The organism is Novosphingobium sp. BL-S-33 (assembly GCF_056857025.1).
Genome location: NZ_CM166475.1, coordinates 496,426 through 515,384, shown reverse-complemented (window position 1 = coordinate 515,384; position 18,959 = coordinate 496,426). Strand labels below are relative to the sequence as shown.

The following is an 18,959-nucleotide window of genomic DNA, read 5'->3' as shown; positions in this document are numbered from 1 at the left end:
TCCTTGTCAGACCATCGCCGGGTTGAGACGGGCAAAGCCCGCCTGCTGGCGATAGGGAGTGTGCGGGTAGGGTGGGGCAACGTCGCTCGCGGCATCCAGCGTGGCGACTTGTGCCGCCGTCAACGCCCAGCCGACCGCGCCGAGATTGTCGCGCAGCTGCTCTTCGTTCCGCGCGCCGATAATCACCGACGAGACCGTCGGCCGCCGCAACAGCCAGTTGATCGCGACTTGCGGTACGGTCTTGCCGGTTTCCTCGGCAATGCTCTCCAGCGCGTCGATCACCCGGTAGAGGTGCTCCTCGGTCACCGGCGGGGCGAACTGTTCGGTATCATGCAGGCGGCTGCCGGCGGGGATCGGACGACCGCGACCGATCTTGCCCGTAAGGCGTCCCCAGCCGAGCGGGCTCCAGACCAAAGCCCCCACGCCCTGATCGGCGGCAAGCGGCATGAGGTCCCACTCATAGGCGCGGCCGATCAGCGAATAATAGACCTGATGCGCAGTCAGGCGCGGCCAGCCGTGGCGATCGGCCACACCTTGCGCCTTCATGATCTGCCAGCCGGGATAGTTGGAAACACCTGCGTAGCGCAGCTTGCCCGCTGCGATCAGCATGTCCAGCGTGCCCATCAGTTCCTCCACGGGAGTGGACGCATCGAAGGCGTGGAGCTGGAGCAGGTCGATATGATCGGCACCAAGACGCCGGAGGGAGGCATCTACCGCGCCAATCAGCCGGGAGCGCGAGGCGCCCCAGTCCTGCGGGCCGTCGCCCATCGGCAAGCCGGTTTTGGTTGAGATCAGCACCTGATCGCGGCGCCCCTTGATCGCTTCGCCGAGCACTTCCTCGGAGGCGCCGTTCGAATAGACATCGGCGGTATCGAACAGTGTTACGCCAGCCTCAAGGCAGATATCGATCAGGCGCCGCGCTTCCGCCGCGTCGCTACTTCCCCAGGCGCCGAACAGCGGCCCGCTGCCGCCGAAAGTGCCGGTGCCGAAACTCAGCGCCGGCACTCGCAGGCCCGACGAACCCAATTGGCGGTATTCCATGCTTGATCCTTCCGGTTACGCTTCGCCTGCATAAATGGAACACGCTATTGTGCAGCGTTAGCCCTCGCGAAGGGCAAGGTTCTTTGCTATCCACGCAAAGATGGATGACGGAATGGATCGCGCGCGGGCGCTGGAAGTGTTCGCGGCGGTAGTCGATCTGGGCAGTTTTTCCGCAGCGGGCCGCGTACTGGGGCTCACCCCTTCGGCTGTGAGCCGTCAGGTCGACCGTATCGAGGCGCGACTTGGTGTGCGGCTGCTGCTGCGCTCGACCCGGGCATTGGCGCTGACCAGCGAAGGTAGCGCCTATCTCCTCGCAGCGCGGCGCATCCTTGCAGACCTCAACGATTCCGAGCAGCAGATCGCCGATCAGGGCGCCCCGCGCGGGCGGCTGAGAGTCAGTGCAGCGCTGGCGCACGGTCGGCTCTGCGTGGTGCCGCTGCTTGGCGAATTCGCGCGCCGTTTTCCGCACATTCTGGTGGACATCGCGTTGACCGACGCGCTGGTCGACGTGGCGGCCGGGCAGGCCGATGTGGCGATCCGCTTCGGTCCGCTGCCCGACAGCGGCCTTACCGCGCGCAAGCTGGGCGAAACGCGGCGCGTCATTGTTGCTTCGCCCGACTATCTAGCCCGCGTTGGTACCCCGCGCGAGCCTGAGGATTTGCTGGACCACAATTGCCTGAGCTTCAACTTTCAGCGGGTGGAACCGGTCTGGCCGTTTCGGCGGGCTGGACGCGATTTCACCCTGTCGGTGAAGGGAACGATCGAGGCCAACAATGGCGAGACGCTGGGACAACTTGCCGAGCAAGGGGTGGGCATCACCCGTGTCGGTTGCTTCAGCGTCGCCGCGCAAATCGCGTCGGGCGATCTCGTTCCACTGCTGGAAGATTTCAATCCGGGTGATGTCGAGCAGATCCATGCTGTCTTCGTCGGCGGTGCAAATGTTCCCGCGCGTGTCCGCGTGTTCATCGATTTTCTTGCCGAAAATCTGCGCTGATTCAGGATTTTCCAGCGCGGCGGATCACTTGCGCAGCCGCGAGACTTTGCTGGCGACATTTGCAGGTATCTCAATAAACAAGAAAATTCGACAACGTCGGTGCTTGCGAGCGTGACGGACGTCTTTTTCGGCATGCCTGCGTGGCACGTCTTGCTCTCCATCGATCTATGTACTAGTTGGTACACAGATCGATGGAGAGCATTGCGAGCACTCCGTTTTCATGCATTCTCTGCGGACCTGACCGCTCCGGCTGTGCAAGCCCGGGCATGTTCGGCGCAATCGAAGACGATAAAGGAGGTGCCGAATGCCCGGCACGAACAACGCTATCGGCTTTCTAGCCAAGGTATGGCTGTGGCTGCTCGGGACAATCGTCCTGCTGGCGGGCCTTTTTTTCACCCTTGGCGGAGCGAAACTCGCCAGTCTTGGCGGCAGTCTTTACTTCGTGGTCGCCGGCATCGCGCTGCTGGTCTCCGGTTTCCTGATCTTCCGGCGCCGACCGGCCGGTGCGCTGCTCTTCGGGGCAACGTTCCTGCTGACAATCTGCTGGGCATTGTGGGAGGTGGGCTTTGCGTTCTGGCCGCTGATCTCGCGCCTATTGGCGATGGGTGTCGGCGCGACGGTGGTGGCGCTATCCTATCCTCTGCTGGTTCGCTCGGCCGGTCGCAGACCCTCGCGCGGTCCCGCAATTGGCGTGGCGGTTGTGCTGGCTCTCTGCTCGGCAATGGGCTTTGCCGCGATGTTCGTACCGCATCCCACTGTCGCTTTCACCGGGCAGGAGGGCGCGCTGATTCCGGTCGATCCGGCCCATGAGCAGAAGAACTGGGAAGCTTACGGCAATACCGGTGGCGGCAGCCGCTTCGTCGCTCTGGACCAGATCACGCGTGACAACGTGAAGGACCTGAAAGTGGCCTGGACCTACCGTACGGGTGACATGGCGGTGAGCGACGGCAACGGTGCCGAAGACCAAAACACGCCTCTGCAAGTGGGCGATACTGTCTTCGTCTGCACCCCGCACAACAACGTCATCGCGCTCGATGCCGACAGCGGCCGCGAAAAGTGGAAGACCATCATCAATGCACGCGCCTCGGTCTGGATGCGCTGCCGCGGGCTTGCCTATTTCGACGCCAAGGCGCCGATCCAGCAGCCGAACATGCCCGGTTCCACCCCGGTCACCGCCATCACCGTTCCTGAGGGCGCGCCATGCCAGCGCCGTATCCTGATGAACACGATCAACGCCGAACTGATTGCGCTCGACGCCGATACCGGGAAATTCTGCCCCGACTTCGGTACCGGCGGCCGTGTCGATCTGAAAGCCGGGCTCGGCAATGCGCCGGATCCGCAATACCAGCTCACTTCCGCGCCGACCCTTGCCGGGACTACCGTGGTCGTCGGCGGCCGCGTGGCGGACAATGTGCAAGTGGACATGCCCGGCGGCGTGATGCGCGGCTTTGACGTGATCACCGGCAAGCTGCGCTGGGCTTTCGACCCCGGCAATCCGGCAATCACCGGCATGCCCCCGGAAGGTCAGACCTACACCCGCTCGACCCCCAATGTCTGGGCCGCGATGTCCTACGATCCGGCCAGCAACACCGTGTTCATGCCGGTGGGCAGCCCCTCCGTCGATCTCTACGGGCAAACGCGAACCCCGCTCGATCACAAGTACGGTGCCTCGATGCTCGCGCTCGATGCGACGACGGGCAAGGAGAAGTGGCACTTCCAGACGGTGCACAACGATCTGTGGGACTTCGACGTGCCCATGCAACCGACCTTTTTCGACTTCTCCCAAGCTGATGGCAGGACTGTGCCCGCGCTGGTGTTCGGCACCAAGGCAGGCCAACTCTACGTGCTTGACCGCGCAACTGGCCGGCCGCTGACCGAAGTCGCGAACGTTGCAGTCAAACCCGCCAACATTCCGAACGAGCCCTATTCACTCACCCAGCCCAAGTCGGTCGGCATGCCGCAAATCGGCACTGGTCTGCTGACCGAGGCCGATATGTGGGGTGCGACGCCGTTCGACCAGTTGCTCTGCCGTATCGCCTTTAAGGGCATGCGGTATGAGGGCCTCTACACCGCGCCCGGCACGGACAAGTCGCTGAGCTTCCCGGGATCGCTGGGGGGCATGAACTGGGGCGGGCTCTCGATCGATCCCACCAGCAACACCATCTTCGCCAACGACATGCGTCTCGGCCTCTGGGTCCAGATGTTCCCGCAGACGGCGGAGCAGAAAGGCGCAGCGGGCAATGCTGGCGAAGCTGTCAATACCGGCATGGGCAGCGTTCCGCTGAAGGGCACGCCCTATTCGGTTATCAAGGACCGCTTCCTCTCCGCGCTGGGCGTGCCCTGCCAGAAACCGCCCTTCGGCACGCTGACGGCGATCGACATGAAGACTCGCCAGATCAAGTGGCAGGTCCCGGTCGGCACCGTGCGCGATACCGGCCCGATGGGCATCCGCATGGGCCTGCCGATCCCGGTCGGCCTGCCGACGCTCGGCGGTACATTGGCGACGCAGGGCGGTCTCGTCTTCATCGCAGGAACGCAGGATTACTATCTGCGCGCCTTCGATTCGGCGAACGGTAAGGAGATCTGGAAAGCCCGTCTGCCGGTTGGCAGCCAAGGCGGCCCGATGAGCTACAAGTCCCCGAAAACCGGTAAACAATATGTCGTGATCACCGCAGGCGGCGCGCGTCAGTCGCCCGACCGCGGCGACTACGTGATCGCTTACAAGCTACCCTGACGGTCAAGGTGGCGGAGTTGAGGCTCTGCCACCGTCCGTTGCCGCAAATCCCAAGCAAACCCCCGCGTTCCGGAAGGCGCGGGGACAGGAGCGGGCTTTGGCCCATTACATGACCAGATTGACCCGACTGGCCGGTTGCGGCCTGCTGATTGCGATTCCTCTCGTGGCCGGTGAGGCACGCGCCGAAGACACGACCGAACTAGCCGCAGAAAATCAGGCCCAGACTGTGGCTCAATCGGGGGCTCAACCAGGGCCTCAACCGGCCCCGCAAGCTGCCGGACCCGATACGCTCACCGGAGATTGGGGAGGGCTGCGCACGGACCTTGCCAATTCCGGCGTCACTTTCCGGGGCGACTACGTCTCGGAGTCGTTCGCGGCCGTCAAAGGCGGGCTGCGGCAGGGCACCGCTTATACGCAGCAGGTCCGCATGGGCGCGGATTTCGATATGGGCAGGATCGCGGGTTGGTCGGGCACGACTTTTCATTTCACCATCAATGACCGCCGGGGCGTCGGAATCTCGTCGGATTTCGTCGGAAACCGACTGCCAATTCAGGAGGCCTATGGCGGCCAGTATACCCGCCTTACCGAAGTCAGCGTGGAGCAGAGCCTGATCGGCGGCAAGCTCGACGTCAGAGCCGGCTTCTTTGCCATGGGGAACGACCTTGGCGGCATGGCGCTGGGCTGCAACTTCGTGAACGCGGCCTTCTGTGCGCACGCACTTTCGCTTTCGGGCAACAGCGGATGGTACAATTATCCCAACGCGCGCTGGGGAGCGACGATCCGCTACAAACTGCACCCGGATGTGACGATCCGCACAGGCGTCTATCAAGTGAACCCTCGCCTCAATGACGAGGACAATGCCTGGAACCCCTTCGCGGGTGGGACCATCGGCGTGTTGCTTCCGCTGGAGGTGGAATACGATCCCGGCGCGGCGGCAGGCAGCCGCGCGCTTCCGGGGCATTACAAGCTGGGCGTCTACTACGATACCTCACGCGTGGCGGAGCAAGGCAGCGATGGCACGGTCAAGGGCCGCTACGGCGTCTATCTCCTGGCTGACCAGATGATCTGGCGTGACGGGCAGGGGGGGCGGGGCCTCTCGATCTTCGGTCAATTCACGGCCAATCCCGAGATTTCCGCGCAGATCACGCGCTGGTATGCAAGCGGCTTCGTCAAGACCGGCACGTTCAAGGGACGTGACGCCGATACCGTGGCGCTTGGCTTCGTGCACGCCGTGGTCGATCCGCGCCTGCGCCGTCAGAATGTCGACATTGCCCCCATTCCGGGCAGCTATGCCTCGCTGCCCGCCGGAGAGACAGCAATCGAACTGAGCTACGGCATTCAGGCCGCCCGCTGGCTCTCGATCCGGCCTGACGTGCAGTACATCGTAGAGCCCGGCGCTTTCAGCTTCCGCTCGACGCCGAACGCGCTGGCACTGGGCTGTCAGGTGAAGATGCAGTTCTGACCACGTCTGCTAGAGCAACGCCTGTGGCGCAGCAATGCCGTTGCTCTCGCAGGCTTGACCGCTCATAGCGCAGGCGATGCAGGACACCGGGTTCACCGAGCGCAACCGGCGCGAAATCATCGCCATCGCAACCGCCCATTTCGCGGACAAGGGTTTCGCGGGCGCGCGCGTCGATGAGATCGCTGCGGCCACCGCGACATCCAAGCGGATGATCTACTATCATTTCGGCAGCAAGGAAGGGCTCTACCGGGCAGTCTTGACCGAGGCTTATCGCGGCATTCGCTCGGCCGAACTCGAGGCGGGGCTTGATGACATGTCGCCGCTGGCCGCGCTCGATCGGCTGACGGCGCTCACGTTCGACTATCACTTCCACCATTCCGAACTCGTCAGGCTAGTGATGGACGAGAACATGCGGCACGGCCCGCATATCGCCTCAGTCGTGGAGGCGCGGAACGAACTCGTGCTGCCCAAGACAGCGGCGCTGATTGCGCGGGGCGTTGCCGATGGCAGCTTCCGGTCAGGTATTGACCCGATCGATCTGCACATGACGATCAGCGCGCTGGCCTTTTACTTCATCTCCAACCGCTACACCTTCGGCGCGATTTTCGATGTCGACATGGCGAGTGAATCCGCTGCCGCGCGGCGCCGCGAACAGGCTGTCGCGATCGTTCGCGCCTATTGCCAGCGGCACCCGTAAAGGTCACCCCGAAGTTCGCAGGTTTCCACGCAGGACCTTCAGTTCCTCGTTCAGCCGGGAGAGTTGGGCTATCGAGAGCCCGGTCGCGGCGAGCACTTCCTGCGGCACACAGCGCGCTTCCTCCATGGTCTCGCGGCCCTTGTCGGTCAGCGCCACGCGCACCACGCGCTCATCCGCGCTGTCACGCGTGCGGGTCACGAAACCCGCCGCCTCGAGTCGCTTGATAAGCGGCGTGAGCGTATTCGATTCGAGAAAGAGACTCTCGCCCAGTTCGCTCACGGTCTGGCCATCGCGGCGGGTGAGGGCGATCAGAGCAAGGTACTGAAGATAGGTCAGGCCCAGCCGATCGAGTAGGGGCTTGTAGATGCGATTGAACGCAAGGCCGGTCGAATAGACGGAAAAGCACAGGAAATCCTCGAAGGGATCGCTGCGTGGGGGGGCGGTCGAGAGGGATGGCTGTGTCATGCAGCGAATATAAATCGCACGCGATTTAATCGCAAGGGTTGACACGATGCCGGTAGAGATGCATTTATATCGCACACGATTATTTCACTAACGACCCAATGTCCCCATCTCTTGGAAGGAAAATGAAGATGTCGATCACCCCGCTCTACAAGACCAGCGCCACGGCTACCGGGGGCCGCGACGGCCAGGCTGCCACGGATGACGGCAGCTTCGCCGTTACGCTCGGCACGGCGAAGGAACTCGGCGGCAATGGCGAGGGCAACAACCCCGAACAGCTCTTCGCCTCGGGCTACGCAGCCTGCTTCCTCGGCGCGATGAAGTTCGCCGCTGCGCAGGACAAGTCGCTGCCCCGCGTCCCTGCCGACGCCAGTGTCAACGTTACAATCGGCATCGGCCCGCGCAGCGACAAGGGTTTCGGCTTGACCGCCGAGCTGAAGGCCTCGCTTCCCGGCGTGGACCGCGCGGCCGCTGAAGCTCTGGTCGCCGAGGCCGACACGATCTGCCCCTATAGCCACGCCATTCGCGGCAATGTCGAAGTGGCGCTCTCGGTCGCCTGATCGGCGCCAATACGCAACGAAAATGGCGCGGCTCCAAGAGGAGTCGCGCCCTTTCGGTTTGCTTGCGGCCGTTGCCGCCTATCGAACGAGATGCACGCCGCTCAACAACTGGAGCGACGCCGAATAGTAATCGTCGGCCAGGATCGCTGGTTTTTGTGTCCCGAGCAGCAGACTGGCCACCGCCGCGCCGCCGCTCGAAATCGCGTAGGGCGCCTCTTCACCGGTCATCACGTCGATCCACGCGGGGATCGGGCGACCGGCAGCCGTGCTGGAACGCCAGTACGCGTCGACATCGTCCACGAGTGCCGGACGCCCGCCCAATGACGCCCAAAGCGGTACCCGGATCGCGTCATATCCGAAGCGCGGCGGCTTGTCGGGCGCCGGCGCGAGCTGGGAGGGCCCCGTAATCCTCATCCAGTCCACCGGCAAATGGCGGGTTCCGAAGCGGGCAATCTTCGCGATCGCTTCGCAGTCGGCGATGATCGGCCCCCACGGCTGTTGCCCGTCGATCAGCGCGAACGCATCGAGCGCGGGCCAGACGAAGTAGGACGAATTGAGCGTAACGCCTGCCTCATTGGCAAAGCCCTCGATCCCGGGCAGCAGGAGCTTGCGGCCATAGCGCTCGATAACGCAGTGGCTGACGATCGCAGCGCGGATCTCGGCCGCGCGAGCGGTGTATTCCGGGCGATTCCAGCGCTGGCCGGCGAGGCCGAGCGCCCATGCGATGATGATATCGCCGTCGGTCGCATTGTTGCGATCAGCCACCGGATTGGCGGCGGTAGGGTCAAAGCGCCAGGAATGAAGCGCCACATCAGGGCGGGCGAGGTGTTCGCGGGTCCACTTGGCGATCCGGTCGAACGCCTCGCGGTCTCCGGCGTCGAGCGCGAATGCCAGCCCGTAGCTCTGACCCTCGCTGTGGCTGACACCCTTGTTGCCGGTATCGACGATGCGGCCGTCCTGCGAGAGGAACAGCTCGCGATAGCTGCTCCAGGTTGCCGGGCGGCCGGGTGTGCGGCTTTGGGCGCCGCCGTTGCAGGCTGCCGTCAGCGTCAGCATCGCGGCCAGGGTGAATTTCCTGCGGTCGATGCGCGGTCCTCGGAACGTCTCGTCGCTAGCCATTTTCGCGTCTAATCCTCGTTCAGCGTCCGTGACGCACTTCGAGCAGATCGTCCTTCCATACGGCCACCGTGCGCAGCGCCTCACCGCTTCCCAGCGCCCGGAACCAGGCGTCGTAGGCGCCTTCCAGAACCCCCAGCAGCATGGCCTGCCACGAATGGCGCAAGTCGGGCACGACCGGCTCCGGCAAGTGCACATGGCGCACCGTAATCGCGTCCTCGCCGACCACAAGCTCAATCTCGCCCCAGTCGAGATCCTGCCAAAAACCATTAATCCGCGATTGCAGCGTAGCCACATCGCTGACGTCTTCCAGCGGAACGAGCGTGGCCATACGACGCCCGATCGCCACGAAGAACGCCCGCGCCTGCCCAGCGGGCGCGCTTTCGCCCACTTCGGCGGCTGTCATCGTGGCCAGCAGCGCAAGGCCGCCCACCCCGGTCAGATCCCCTTCGTGCCGAGGGGATGGAAATGCCTGGAACTTCATCTGCCGGTGCTCCCGAAGTTCTGCCGTACGCCGAACACGCTACGGAACTCATCATAACTTCCGAAGGTATTATAGCTCGCTTCACCGCCGATGCGGGTTGTCGGCGTAACCTTGTAGTAAAGCGAGAGCAGGGCCGAAAGCGCAAAGCCGGTCTTGCTGGTTTCATCGTAATAGGCGCGCACGTCGTTGTCGGCCAGCTTGTAGGCGTCAAGCTGGGACTGAAGGGCGGGATCGTTGGGGTAGAGCGGACTGGCATCCTCGCTATAGCTCTGGAAACCGGGCGTGAACGAAGCGCGCAGATCGAAGCGCTCGTCCTGGAAGGTGTAGTTCACCGGGAAGCCCACGCTGATGAAGCTTTGCGGGCTGAAATAGCCGCCGTTGCCCCAGGTGAAGGTGTTCTGGCTCTTGTCGTAGGACTGATAATTGACATTGAGGCCGACCGTCAGGTTGCCCCGAGGGCTGGCATAAGCGCGCAGATAGCCGCCGACATTGGCCTCGAACCCATCATTGCGGATGACCTTGGTGCCGTCGAAACGATAGTACCGCCCCTCGCCGTAAACACCGCTGCCGTCGTGGTCATAGGAAAGCCCTGCGGCGAAGGCCGTGCGCATCACCTGGCCCCAACGCGCCTTGGTCACCGGGTCGACGGTACCGGCGTAGGACAGCACACTGTCTGTAACCGGCTTGCGTTCGATCATGGCACTAGCGCGCAGGCTGTTGTCTATCTTCGGGGTGACGGCGGCGTGGAAGGCGACTTTGGTCTTGCCCATGCCGATCGGCGTCGTGCCCACTTCGCCCTGAGCCAGATCGCTCTCGTAGCCGATCGAGACGGCAGCGCCTGAATCGTTGACACTGCCCGGGCCGGTAAACACGGCCTCGGTCTGGGAGACTATATTCGCGGCCTCCACCGTGGCGTTCTGCCCGAAGCGCGCCTGCCCGGACTTGCTGGGAGAGCCGGCGTCGATCACCGTCGCTTCCACTTTCGCGTAGACCCGGCCGCCGAGCACGTCGGTCGACAGGCGCGCGGAGCCCTTGATCTCATCCAGACGGCTCAGGCCCTTTTCGCCGGAACGCTGGCGGTAGCCGGTCTCGATATCGGCGCGCGGGCCAGTTTCCTGTGTCAGTGCCGCAAGCTTCGACTGGATCTGCGCCATGACCGGATCGCCCGGCACGGCAGTGGAGGGCGGTGCGCTCACCGGGAAGCTGGAGGTCGGCGCCGCGCTTACGGAACCCGCGCCATAAGCGGGGCTGGCATAAGCCACGGCGCTAGTGCCCGCCATGGGGGCGGACGGTGCCACCGGCATCGGCGAAGATGCCGCGACCGTGCCCGACGGTAGCCGCGTGCCCGAACCGAGCGCAAAGGGATTGACCGGTTGCGGCGCTGCTACCGCCTGATTGCGGAACGGGTTGGCCGAACCTGCCGGGCCCGTCGTGCCAAAGGGATTGCCCCCGGCCAGCGCATTGGCGGAGCCCTGCTGCGCGACATAGAGATCGCGAGCATCCCTGAGCATGCGGGCAGCGGCGCGGTTGTCGCCTCGGGCTTGTTCGACCCGCGCCAGTGTCATGCGTACTTCGTAGTCCTGCGGGAAAGCGCGCAGCACATCGGCCTGGGCCTTGCGCGAGAGGTCGCCATCGCCGGCTGCCTGTGCCGTTTCAGCAAGACCAAGCAGGGCGTCGCGGTCGCCGGGCTTGCGGGCCAACACCAGCTGCCACGTCTGCGCAGCGCGGGCGGACATTCCGCCGGTCTGGTAGAGCCGGGCGAGACCGGTCAGCACATCGGTGCTATCGGGCGAGGCGCTCCACGCCGATTGCAGGATATCGAAGGAATCGGCGTAGCGTCCTTCGAGCCGCGCGTGGTCGGCCTGCGAGACCATCAGCGAGGCATTCATCCGTGCATAGGCGCGCTGACCTTCGGGTGAATTGCCCGCCAATGCGCCGGCGCGCTCCAGCGCTTCACGCGCCAGATCGTCACGGCCGACGCGCGCCAAGGTGCCAATCAGGCCCTCGTAGTCCTCCACGCTGGTAATCTGCCCGCGCATCGCGTTTTCCGCGACCGCGCTGGCACCTGCGGTATCGCCCAATTCGTAAAGGGCATTGGCGATGGCCGCCTGCTTGCCTGCCGGAATACCGCTCATCCCGCCGAGTTCCCGCAGCGAGTTCAGCGCTTGTGCGGATTGGCCTGCCGCCGCCAGCCCCTTCGCGCGTGCAATTGCCTCGTCGGTTTTCACGCTTACGGCGAAGCTACGCATCGGCGCAGTTCGCTGGGTTTCGGGGATCAGGTCGATCAGGCGGGCTGCTTCTGTCGGACGGCCCATGTCGGCATTGATCAGCGCGGCGGCGTAGAGCGCGTCGGGTTGGCCCTTGTTGACCAGCGAGCGCACCAGCGCCTCGGTCTCAGGAATGCGGCCGCGTTTCAAATTGAATTGTGCAAATTCGTAGCGGATCCATGGATCTTCGGGATCGAGTACGAGCCCGGCCTGGAATTCGCGGATAGCGCCCAGATCGTCGCCATTGGCCGCCGCTGCCATGGCCCGGCTGCGTGCCGCGCGCAGTTGCAGGCGTTTGTCGTCGGTCGCGCCCCCGCCCTGGCTGGCCTGACGGTAGAGATCTGCCGCATCGGCGTGGCGCCCTTGCTGCTCATAGATGTCCGCGAGCAGTTCCAGCGCGGGCGCGGGTTGCGCATAGCCGGAATGGACCAGGGCCTCGGCCTTCTGCTGTGCTCCCGTGGCATCTCCGCGTGCCAGAGTGTCGCGCGCGTCCTGAAGTCCTGCGAAAAATCGCGCCGAAGCGAGGCCCTGCGCCCATTGTTCCGAACGACCAAGGCGCGAGGCCTGATCGAGCAGGCTGGCGGATTCCGCGAAACGGCTCTGTCGCAGCCGCACGATGCCGAGGCCGCCAAGCGCATCGGCATCGCGGGAATTGATCGCCAGCGCCCGCTCGAACTGGCTGGAGGCACCGACCAGATCGCCCTTGTCGAGCGCGGCGAAGCCGGCGACGCGTGCCTGCCCACCACGGTTCGCAGCCGTCACGGCGGGGCTCGGCGGCGTGGGTGCCGGGGCGGGTTTGCGCTGCGCGGGGGGAGGCGTGGGCGTGGCTGGCGCCGTCGCTCGCGGCGGCGTCGGGACCGCGTTGCGCGGCGGTGGCGGCGGCGCAGCGGGAGCCGGACGTGCGGGCGCATTCCTCATCGCCGCGAGCACCTCCGGATTGTTCGGATCGATCGCGCGCGCGCGGCGCAGCGCTTGCTGGGCCAGATCCTCTCGCCCTTTCGAGCGCCAGTACTTGGCCTGTTGCAACAGTGCCGCGACGCCGGCCGTCTCTGCAACTGCGACGCCCGTACCGGCGCCGAGGCCGATCGGCGCCGCGCTCAGCAGCAGGGCAAGGCCGGTGAGGCGCAGGCTCTTCGTCGCAGACATCATGCGGTTTCGTCCGGGTTGCCGAGGCGGCGTTGGGCCTGTCGGCGGAAGTAGAAGTAGGCTGGTCCGGCAAGGATCACGGCGAGCGCGAGCGCGCAGATTCCCATGAGCATCGGCCGCTGGCTGAACCAGTAGGCCATTTTCATCCAGATCGGCAGCGAGCCGGTCCAATAGCGGTCGCCGATCGCGAAGCTGCTCATGCCGTCTCCGCGCGTGACCGCCAGATCGCCCTGGATCGACGCGTTGATCTTTACGTCCGCCATGCCATCGACCAGCGGGGGGAGCGCGGCCGCATTGTCCGCCAGAAGGGCAACCACCGTGCGGTCCGACGCGAAGGGCGAGCGGAAGCTTACGATCCCCGAGAACCCACGCGAGTTAAAGACCAGCGGCGCCGCTGCCATCGGATCGTCACGCTGCGTGCCGCCGAAAAATGCAGTCAGATATTGCATCGGTGAACGCTGGGAGACTTCGAGGTGTCCGTTCACGTAACGCACCGGCGCGCGGGAGAACAAGTTGCCGATCCCGGCCAGTTCGGCGCGGCCGACGACCAATACGTCCTGATCCGCAAGCTGTTCGGCATCGACTGTCGACGTCACGGTGACGGCCGTCACTGGCACGCCAGTCGAGTCCCCGAACCGGCCCATCAGGTCCAGGAATGCCTCGACCGATGCGGGCAGGGGATTGTCGGACATGACAACGGTGGTCTCACCAAGATCCGGCGCCACGGTGAAGGGGAAGCCGGCACCGGCGAAAGTCGCAAGATCCGGCATGAGGATCGCGTGGTAGGCCGAAGTGAAGTCGATCGTGCTTGTGGGATCGACCGAAGTGCGGACGTTCTCCGGCAGGGTGCCGGTGCACTTCTTCTTGTCGGCGATGACCAGATTGTAGTCGAATGTCAGCTCATTCTGGCCGAACAGGTTGTAGCGCGGCAGGATGATCGAGGCGTCGGAATCCTGGCTCTTGGCCCCGCTTTGGCCGAACAGTTCCTCCCACCATCGCGAGCCCAGCGGCAACGACTTCAGGTACTGTCCGTTGAGCGACACGTCGAGGCGGGAGGCGCGCTTGTCCAGCCACTGCGCGACCGGATAGCGATAGCCCAGATTCAACCGTCCGCCTTCACGCGGCCAGAAGAACAGGTCGGGCGCGACGCGGAAGCTGGCGCTCAGCGTGCCGGGGCGGAAACCCATGCCTTGCAGCGCATAGGCCGGCATGATCTGCCCAAGCTGGACCGGATGATCGGTGGTGATCCACCGCAGCGCGCCGTAGCGCGACCAGGTCGGGATGCGAACGCCGTCGAAGGCCATGCGCTGGCCGCCGAACACGCCGCGTCCGAGTGCCACCGCGCCCGTGGCAAGGCGCAGTTCGCCGTCGCTGCGGCCCATGAACACCAGCAGCGTGCCGGTGGGATCGGCAGGGTTGGTCATAACCGCCGCCGAAGGGCCGGTGATCGGGGCCAGCGTGAGCCCCGGGATCGACTGGCCGGCCTTGAGGAATACCACTGCGTTGCCCTTGGGCAAGGCGCCGTAGACCGGTTTGAACGAGAAGCGGCGATAGCTGGCCATCGCGCCCAGCCACGAGGCCGTGGCGGCGGACGCCTCCAGTTCACCCTTGTGAGGTGTGCCCGCGTACACGAACGGCATGCGCAGCGGCGCGTTCTGCCCCTTGTCGAAGAACGGCAGCGGCAGTCTCGCAAGATCGGGCCCGAAGGCGAGCGGCTGATAGTTGAAATCGATCCACGAGCGCACATTGCTGATGTTCGCCCAGAGCACCGAATTGAACGGATCTTCGCAATCGCGGGCGTAGTGGCCGACAAGGCGCAAGTTGAGCTGGTTATCGCCCGGCAGGAAAAGCGCGGGATTGATCGGAATACGCAGGACCTGCCCGCCCGCATCGCCCCGCGTTAGCGGCAGGGTTTGCACCACTTCACCGTTCACAATGACGACGAGGTGGCTCATGTCGTCAAGCATCTGCGGCGACCAGGCCATTTGCAGGGTCAACACGGCCGAAGTAACGACGCGGTCCTGCCGCATGCCGAAGGGAATGCCGATTTCGCCCTGCGTACCTTGCAGACGGATCGGGCTGGTGATGCGCATGTCCTTGAGCGTCAACCGCTCCGCGATGCCGCCCGGCGCGGGAGCGGGTGACGCTGCGGCCGGGTCCGCCGGTGCCGCGGGCTTTGTGGCCGCCTTGGCGGCGGGCACGGGCGCGGCATGGACCTCGCGGGTGCTGAACACCATGGTCGCCAGTCCCAGCCCCAGCGCGGCAACCAGCGCGGCGGCCTTGGCGAAACGCCGGAACGGGCGTTTCGGCGCCTTGGCGGAGCCTGGCGTGCTGTCCTGCGGATGGAAGGGATCGGAAGGTTCGACGGGAGCGAGAAGGGCGGCCTGTTCGCGCATGACGCGCCGTTCGGCGAAATTGAGGCGCAGCATGCGTTTGATGGTCACCATGTCGACAAGGATGATATCGGCGAGCGAGCGGATCCCGTGGACCTGCTCGTGGGGGCCCGAGGGCTGCCAGGCGTCTGCGCGGCCCATGACTGCGCGAACGAGATGGCGACCAGCCAGAACGTCAAGCTGTTCGAAACGGACGTAGACGTTGTTGCCGCTGGTGCGCAGCGTCTCCACCGGGATCGAGAGCACTTCGTCGCCCATGGCCATTGTGATGTGGCCAACCGCAAGGTTCTGGATGGGCTGGCCGGCCGGCAGAGAAAGTCCGGCGCCGCCCATCGAGATATCGATAGTGCGCGCCGCCAGCACGTGGCCCGAGGTGAGGTAGGCCGTCACCGGCAGCTCGACCGGGATGCGGATGTCTCTGCGGGCCTGCCGCGTCTCGCGCGCGACGGAAACCGCCGCTACCAGGATGATCAGGCTGAACGATGCCCATGCCGCGTTCAGCACCAGCGTATCGGTCTGAACGTTGAACATGTAGGGGAAGAACAGCCATTTCACGACGGCCAACACGATCCCCATCACCAGCAGCCCGATGCAGATCAGGTGCGGACGCACGATTGCCCAGTCGAAATAGGTGCGGTCCAGCAGGCTGCCCTTGTCGGTGACATTGAACTTGCCCTTGCGGGGCTGGAAAAGCGTCATCAGCGTCGGTTTCACCAGGTGGAAGGCCAGGATCGTTTCGTAGACCTCGCCCCAGAACGGCCGTCGATCTCCGCCCTGCGTGCGCAAGTTGGAGGCCGAGGCGCAGAACAGGTGCGGCATGGCATAAGCGAAGATCAACGAGGCCGAGGCCTGGATAATGTTGAGACCGAAAATCAGGTAGGCGAGGGGGCTGGTCAGGAAGGCGATGCGTGGCAACGGATACTGGAAGTGCAGCATTGCGTTGAGGTAGCAAAGCCGCTGCTGCCAAGTGAGGCCGCGCCCGAACAGCGGGTTATCGATGCGCAGGATCTGCGTCATGCCGCGTGCCCAGCGGATGCGCTGGCCAACGTGGAGTACCAGTCGCTCAGTGGCGAGGCCTGCGGAAAGGCGGGCGCTGACATAGGCAGTGTTCCAGCCCGTGCGCTGCAGTTTGAGGGCGGTGTGTGCGTCCTCGGTCACCGTCTCGCCGGCGAACCCGTTGGTCTCCATCAGCGCCTCGCGCCGGATGATCGCGCAGGATCCGCAGAAGAAGGCCGCGTTCCACAAGTCGTTGCCGCCTTGCACGGGGCCGTAAAACAAGTCGCCTTCGCCGGCCATGTCTTCGATCACGCCGGCAAGATTGCGCTGGACCGGATCGGGCGAATACATGTGGTGCGGCGTCTGCAACAGGGCAAGGCGCGGGTCCTTCTGGAACCAGCCCACCGTGAGTTGCAGGAAGGCGCGCGTGGGCACGTGGTCGCAGTCGAAGATGGCGATCAACTCGCCGTCGGTCTTGCCCATCGCCGCGTTGAGATTGCCCGCCTTGGCGTGCAGATTGTTATCGCGGGTGATGTAGCCGCACCCCGCCTCGCGCGCGAAAGCGCGGAATTCGGCACGTTTGCCGTCATCTAGAATGAAGACGCGGTAACGGTCGGCCGGATAATCGAGATCCATCGCCGCGAACACCGTGTTGCGCACGATGCCCAGGCTCTCGTTGTAGGTCGGGATGTAGATATCGACGGTAGGCCAGTTCTCCGGATCACCGGTGGGTTCGATCACCGGGCGGTCGAGCGGCCAACTCGTCTGCACGAAGCCAAGGACGAGGATGACCCACGCATACAGTTCGGCAAGGTACAGTCCGCCGCCGAGCAGGAATTCCGGCAAAGTGCCGAAGGCCAGCGTCTGGGTGGTTCGCCAGAACATATACCGGGTGGAGATCAGCACCGCGAGCAGGCCTAGCGCCAGCGAGCCCTTGCGGCCCGGCCAGCGCCGTAGGACAAGAGTCCCGGCGATCGCCACTGCCGCGAATATCCACTGCGCCCGAGTATCGAGCGGCACGCCAACCACCATTGCGGCAATCAGCACGATCGGCACAACGGCGAGGTACCGGAACGCCCTGCCGGGCAGAATTTTACCGCTCATGCAGCGCGGCTCGCGGTCGGTGCGATCCAGGAGGCGGCGGTGGATTCCAGCGCGGGTAGAATTGCGCCGGAAATCGCCCGAGCATCGTGCAGCGCCGCGCTGGCCGGAGCGTAGCGGGAGAGGGGTTGCAACATGGCCATGGCTTCGGGGACGGCCTCGTCAAGGCGGATACGCCCGATCAGCCGCTGCCCCGCCAATTCGCGCACGAAAGCGGAGCCGTGCCGGGACAGGCGGCGCGTTTCATCCAGTGCGTTGATCACAAACGCCGTGCGCAGCAGACCCTCGCTCCCGGTTTCTCCGAACATCTGTGGCAGCAGCGCCAGCGTGTCGGGTTGGGCGGTCAGGGTGCAGAGGTGGGCGCAGGCATGCTCGACCAGTCGCAGCGCCGCGCGGAATTCGCCCGAGGGCATGTCCACCACAAGCACGCGGTCCTTGCCCGGCGTCAGGTAACCAAGGTCATTCAGCATCGGCAGAAGGTCGGCGTCTTCGGCCGGGCGGTGCCAGTGGCGCAAGTTGATGCCGCCCACCAGCACGGCTTCGTCGGCCGGAGCGGTCAACGAGGGGAGGGATATCGCCTGCGAAAGTCCGAAATGTAACGCCATGGTGTCGCGCGCGGCCATTGTCAGCACCGTCACGTCGGCGCCTTCGGCAGCAAGGCCCATGGCGAGGTGTGCGGCGACGAATGTCGTCCCGGTGCCGCCCTTCGGCGCATGGCATAGGACCATTGGCATCAGTTTTCTCCCTGCTCGCCCGGCTTTCCGCGCGCGTCTCCGCCCGATTGCGACAGGCGACGCAGCAGGCCTCGAATGTCCTGCGGGGGGGGCGGGGCAGGCACTTCTTCAGCGGGCAAGGCAGGCTGGGTGCCTTGCTCGTAACGGCTGAACAGGACCTTCAATGGTTCCTCCGCCGGTTTGGTCAGGGGGCTCGCTGACGTGCCGCTCAAAGTGCCTGGGTGCGGAGTGATCGAGGGCTGGGTGCGTTCGGCTGCCGGGGAAGAGGCGCCGACTCCGTTGCCCTGCGGTGTTCCCGGATCGAGCGCCTGAAGGCGAGGATCGCGCAGGAGGGATTCCAGGATCGGCCAGAGCTCAAGATCGGTGAAACGATCCTCGAATTCGCGATAGGCAAAATCGCTTCGGCCCAAACGGTCCAAAAGGTTTCGGGCATCGATGCGCATGCTGCGTTTCCCCCTATCGTCACGGCAACATCATTAAAATTGGTTAATATCTAGTTTACGCGGAGCGAAAAGTTCAAAAGCCTCGCGCCGCGAATTTTCTGATATGGTGCAGCGATTGTGCCGCAGCTGGCGCGTGGCGGATAGGATACCCGTTCGGGCTCGTTTTGGGCCCGTGAACGCTCCGTCCGCGGGGTTCCTCGACGCGCATTTTCCTCTCTCATTCCCCTGATATTGCGCCCCAATTAGCGTTCGGACTTGAATGCACCGGATTCTTCCGTGGTTCTTGAAGGCGCCAATGTCATGTAAAGGAGTGCAAAATCGTCACGAAG

13 protein-coding genes are annotated in these 18,959 nt (G+C 64.5%); 5 read left to right on the top strand and 8 right to left on the bottom strand.

The annotated features are described in order from the left end of the window. Positions 1-6: 6 nt before the first annotated feature. Positions 7-1,041 (bottom strand): aldo/keto reductase, encoded by a 1,035-nt coding sequence (locus AC1VVM_RS19010; RefSeq protein ID WP_482905352.1) that lies wholly within the window; start codon positions 1,039-1,041, stop codon positions 7-9. Between the two features lie 112 nt (positions 1,042-1,153). Between AC1VVM_RS19010 and AC1VVM_RS19005 the strand changes: the two genes are divergently transcribed. From AC1VVM_RS19005 to AC1VVM_RS18990, 4 genes are all read left to right on the top strand, one after another. Beyond that, positions 1,154-2,035, top strand: coding sequence for a LysR family transcriptional regulator (locus AC1VVM_RS19005; protein WP_482905351.1), 882 nt, complete (start codon positions 1,154-1,156; stop codon positions 2,033-2,035). Between the two features lie 304 nt (positions 2,036-2,339). Next, positions 2,340-4,769 carry a glucose/quinate/shikimate family membrane-bound PQQ-dependent dehydrogenase gene (locus AC1VVM_RS19000; RefSeq protein WP_482957104.1) on the top strand — a complete coding sequence of 810 codons (2,430 nt, stop codon included), beginning with the start codon at positions 2,340-2,342 and terminating at the stop codon, positions 4,767-4,769. A 109-nt stretch (positions 4,770-4,878) separates the two neighbouring features. Beyond that, complete coding sequence (locus AC1VVM_RS18995; protein WP_482905349.1) at positions 4,879-6,231, top strand: carbohydrate porin; 1,353 nt, start codon at positions 4,879-4,881, stop codon at positions 6,229-6,231. 76 nt (positions 6,232-6,307) lie between these two features. Beyond that, the gene (locus AC1VVM_RS18990) at positions 6,308-6,928 is read left to right on the top strand and encodes a TetR family transcriptional regulator (RefSeq protein ID WP_482957103.1); all 621 of its coding nucleotides are present in this window, start codon (positions 6,308-6,310) and stop codon (positions 6,926-6,928) included. 3 nt (positions 6,929-6,931) lie between these two features. Here the strand turns inward: AC1VVM_RS18990 and AC1VVM_RS18985 are convergent, their stop codons facing one another. Next, positions 6,932-7,393 (bottom strand): MarR family winged helix-turn-helix transcriptional regulator, encoded by a 462-nt coding sequence (locus tag AC1VVM_RS18985; protein ID WP_482905347.1) that lies wholly within the window; start codon positions 7,391-7,393, stop codon positions 6,932-6,934. 128 nt (positions 7,394-7,521) lie between these two features. Here AC1VVM_RS18985 and AC1VVM_RS18980 point away from each other — a divergent pair, with 128 nt between their 5' ends. Next, entirely contained in the window at positions 7,522-7,950 is a 429-nt protein-coding gene (locus AC1VVM_RS18980) for an organic hydroperoxide resistance protein (RefSeq protein WP_132386175.1), read from the top strand. Between the two features lie 78 nt (positions 7,951-8,028). On the opposite strand, the gene AC1VVM_RS18975 is transcribed toward AC1VVM_RS18980, so the two are convergent. From AC1VVM_RS18975 to AC1VVM_RS18950, 6 genes are read right to left on the bottom strand one after another with little or no spacing between them, the layout of a single operon-like run. After that, on the bottom strand, positions 8,029-9,069 hold the full coding sequence (locus AC1VVM_RS18975; RefSeq protein WP_482905346.1) for a family 8 glycosyl hydrolase: 1,041 nt from the start codon (positions 9,067-9,069) through the stop codon (positions 8,029-8,031). A gap of 19 nt (positions 9,070-9,088) precedes the next feature. Beyond that, the gene (gene bcsD, locus AC1VVM_RS18970; RefSeq protein WP_482905345.1) at positions 9,089-9,550 is read right to left on the bottom strand and encodes a cellulose biosynthesis protein BcsD; all 462 of its coding nucleotides are present in this window, start codon (positions 9,548-9,550) and stop codon (positions 9,089-9,091) included. Next, positions 9,547-12,966 (bottom strand): cellulose synthase subunit BcsC-related outer membrane protein, encoded by a 3,420-nt coding sequence (locus tag AC1VVM_RS18965; RefSeq protein ID WP_482905344.1) that lies wholly within the window; start codon positions 12,964-12,966, stop codon positions 9,547-9,549. The genes bcsD and AC1VVM_RS18965 overlap by 4 nt, the downstream gene beginning before the upstream one ends. After that, positions 12,963-17,456, bottom strand: a complete 4,494-nt coding sequence (gene bcsA / locus AC1VVM_RS18960) for a UDP-forming cellulose synthase catalytic subunit (protein WP_482905343.1) — start codon at positions 17,454-17,456, stop codon at positions 12,963-12,965. The genes AC1VVM_RS18965 and bcsA overlap by 4 nt, the downstream gene beginning before the upstream one ends. Continuing rightward, positions 17,453-18,187: a cellulose synthase operon protein YhjQ/BcsQ gene (locus tag AC1VVM_RS18955; protein ID WP_482957102.1), complete on the bottom strand. Its 735-nt coding sequence runs from the start codon at positions 18,185-18,187 to the stop codon at positions 17,453-17,455. Before AC1VVM_RS18955 ends, bcsA begins: the two co-directional genes overlap by 4 nt. Then, the gene (locus AC1VVM_RS18950; protein ID WP_482905341.1) at positions 18,187-18,630 is read right to left on the bottom strand and encodes a hypothetical protein; all 444 of its coding nucleotides are present in this window, start codon (positions 18,628-18,630) and stop codon (positions 18,187-18,189) included. The genes AC1VVM_RS18955 and AC1VVM_RS18950 overlap by 1 nt, the downstream gene beginning before the upstream one ends. Positions 18,631-18,959 lie beyond the last annotated feature (329 nt).